The organism is Xanthomonas sp. SHU 308, from assembly GCF_000364645.1.
GTDB lineage: Bacteria > Pseudomonadota > Gammaproteobacteria > Xanthomonadales > Xanthomonadaceae > Xanthomonas_A > Xanthomonas_A sontii.
This window is the reverse complement of the sequence record NZ_AQOK01000295.1, coordinates 1-3,417: the sequence shown is the minus strand read 5'-3', so window position 1 is coordinate 3,417 and position 3,417 is coordinate 1. Positions and strand designations below refer to the sequence as shown.

Sequence of the window (3,417 nt, the reverse complement as noted above, 5' to 3'; positions counted from 1 at the left end):
CGCCGCCGCGCCGGTCGCCGCCCCACGGGCGCCGCGCAGCGCCGCTCCGGCGCATGTCGAGGCCGACGGCGAACACGACGGCCCGCGCGAACTGGCGCCGATCAACGTCACCGCCAACAGCGTCGACACGCTGGCGCCCAGCGCCGCGCCGCTGGAGGCGAGCCAGCCGACCTCGGTGATCGACGAGCGCTTCATCCGCGATGGCCTGCGCCTGAACTCGAACTACGACGACATCATCAAGTACGCGCCCAGCGTGGTCACTACTTCGCCGGAAGGCCCCGGCCTGGGCAAGAACGAAGGCGTCAGCATCCGTGGCTTCCAGGACGGCCAGTTCAACATCACCTTCGACGGCATTCCCTTCGGCGATGCCAGCGATCTGCACCACACCACCTCGGCCTACTTCAACAATCACGTGCTCGGCCAGGCCGAGATCGACCGCGGCCCCGGCGGTGGCGCCACCATCGGCAACGCCACCTTCGGCGGCACCCTGGCGCTGCGCACGCGCAATCCCAGCGAGGTCGACGGGGTCACCGTCTACGGCACCGGCGGCAGCTGGAACACCTGGGCCGGCGGCGTCAGCGCCGACGAGCACATCGGCAACACGCGCCTGTTCGCGGACCTGTCCAAGGAAGCCAGCGATACCTACCTCAAGGGCACCGACGACCGCCGCGAGCATGCCTTCCTCAAGACCGTCACCGATCTGGGCGAGGCGACCACGCTGACCTTTGTCAGCAGTTACAACCAGGAGCACCAGAACACCGTGCAGGGCGCCACCCGCGCGCAGATCGCGCAGCATGGCTGGCGCTATGGCCTGGGCAACGATCCGACCCTGCAGAACTACACCGGCTACAACGCCGCGGCCTACTACTCCAGCTTCACCTATCTGGGCCTGAGCACGCGCCTTGGCGATTGGGATCTCGACAACAAGGTCTACTACAACAGCTTCGACCACACCGCTTCCAAGACCAGCATCCCCACCAGCGAGAGCGCTGCCGACAACGGCGTGACCTTCTACAGCGCGACTGGCAAGAAGCTGTCCAAGGCCGCCAAGGACGTGCCGGGCAAGCTCTCGGACAACGACTTCCGCGCCTTCGGCGACGTGCTGCGTCTGGCGCGGGACCTCGGTCCGGGCCAGTTGCAGACCGGCGTGTGGGTGGAGCGCAACCTCGACGAGCGCCAGCAGTTGCCGGTGGACATGACGACCGGCGCGGCCAGCGGCACCAAGTACGGCCCGCTGTACAACTACAATCTGCACGACCGCACCGACACCCTGCAGCCGTACCTGCAGTACGACTGGAAGCTCAGCGACAGCCTGACCCTCAGTCCGGGCCTGCGCTACGCGCGGGTGCAGCGCCAGCTCGATGCCGAACTCAACAAGAGCACGCCGCCGGCGCCGGCGCACAGCGAGGCCAGCTACGACGCCACGCTGCCGTCGCTGAGCCTGCACCAGAGCTTCAACGAGCACTGGAGCGGCTACGTGCAGGCCGCGCGCGGCTTCCTGGCGCCGCCGATCGACGTGATCGAACTCAACGGCGCCCGTGGCCTGCGCCCGGAGCTGACCAGCAACTACCAACTCGGCACCAGCTATGCCGCGCGCGGCCTGACCTTCGGCGCCGACATCTACTACATCGACTTCAGCAACTACATCAGCCAGACCCTGATCAACACCGACAGCGGCACCGAGAGCGCCTTCGTCAACGGCGGCGGTGCGGTGTACCGCGGCGCCGAGGCCGAGGCCACCTACGCGCTGACGCCGATCCTGAGCCTGTACGCCAACGCCAGCTACAACGACGCCACCTACAAGCACAGCAGTACCCAGGTCGCCGGCACGCCGCGGGTGACCGCCGCCCTGGGCCTGCTGTACAACAGCGGCACCGGCTACTTCGGCTCGCTGATGGAGAAGGTGGTGGGCGCGCAGTACGGCGTGGACAACACCACCGCGGCCAACGGCGCCACCGTGTTCGGCAACGACCAGCGCCTGGGCGGCTACGCCAGCCTGGACGCGGCGCTGGGTTACCGCAGCACGCACGGGCCCTACGGCCTGAAGGGCTACTCGATCAGCATGGACGTCAACAATCTGCTGAACCGGCATGCGCTGATCGGCTACGCCGGCACCCGTTCCTCCGACAACCAGCCGCTGTACTTCGGCCTGGCCGGGCGCGGCGTGTTCCTCGACCTGTCGCTGAAGTTCTGAGGCCGGCCATGTTCGCTTTCCGATTCGCACGCGTGCGCAGCGCATGGCGCGTGGCTGCGTTGCTGTGCGTCGCCAGCGCCGCCTGTCCGGCGGTCGCATCGCCCAAGCCTGCCGCGGCATCGAACGCGGCGGAGGTACGCCTGACGATCGTGGTGATGCGCCACGGCGTACGTGCACCGACGCAATCGCCAGAAGACCTGGCCAGGTACGCCGCGCAACCCTGGCCGCAATGGCCGGTGGCACCCGGCCAGCTCACGGCGCACGGCGCCGCCGGCATGCAGGCGCTGGGTGCGCGCTACCGGCAGCGCTGGCTGTCCACGGCGGCGCTGGCGCCGGATTGCGCCCGGTCCGGCGCGGTGGTGATCGGCGACAGTACGCCGCGCAACCACGATAGCGCGGCCGCCTTCACCGAGGGACTGCTGCCGGGGTGCCAGGCGCACTACCTGGCGTTGCCGACGACGCAGAACAACTCGCTGTTCCATTTCGGCAAGGACGAGGACAAGGACGACGATGCACCCGCGCCGCCGTTGCACCTGGACGCGGCCACGCGCAGCCGGCTGCGGGCGCTGCAGCGGGTGCTGTCCGGCTGTGCGGGGTCGACCTGCGCTGCGCAGGAGTCGCCGCGCCTGGACGATCCGCAGCGGCTGCAGGATCCGGTGCAGGCGGCCAAGGTCTTGAAGACCGCCGGCAGCCTCGCCGAGAACCTGATGCTGGAGTACGCGCAGGACCTGCCGTTGCCGCAGGTGGCCTGGGGGCGCGCCGATGCCGCGGCGCTGCAGCGATTGATCGGCCTGCACAACGCCTCCTTCGCCTACAGCAAGCGGGCGCTGCCGGCGGCGCGTGCCGGCGGCTCCAACCTGCTCGCGCATCTGCTGGCGACGCTGCAGGCCGCGGCCGGGCAGGCCCCGGCGGTGGCGCCGCTGGCGCCAGCGGACACGCGCGCGCTGGTGCTGCTCGGCCACGACACCAACCTGGCGCATCTGTCCGGCCTGTTCGGCATCGATCCCATCGTGCGCGGCCAGCCGGATGCGTATCCGCCCGGCGGTGCGCTGCTGCTGGACCTGGTGCGGCAGGACGGCCACGACTTCCTGCAACTGCGCAGCGTGGTGCCGACCTTGCCGGCGCTGCGGGCCAATCGCTTCGACGGCCGCAGCCTGCGCGAGCGGCGCTGGCCGCTGCCCGGCTGCGGCGGCCGCCTGCGCTGCCCGCTGGCGATCGCCCTG

At 69.9% G+C, this 3,417-nt stretch carries 2 protein-coding genes; both read left to right on the top strand.

Annotation, left to right across the window (positions count from 1 at the left end; translation table 11 throughout):
- The coding region (locus D588_RS0110625) for a TonB-dependent receptor (protein ID WP_017915952.1) at positions 1-2,194 on the top strand (2,194 nt) is incomplete at its 5' end.
- Between the two features lie 8 nt (positions 2,195-2,202).
- Positions 2,203-3,417 (top strand): histidine-type phosphatase (locus D588_RS0110620; protein ID WP_017915951.1); only part of this gene is annotated, 1,215 nt, incomplete at its 3' end.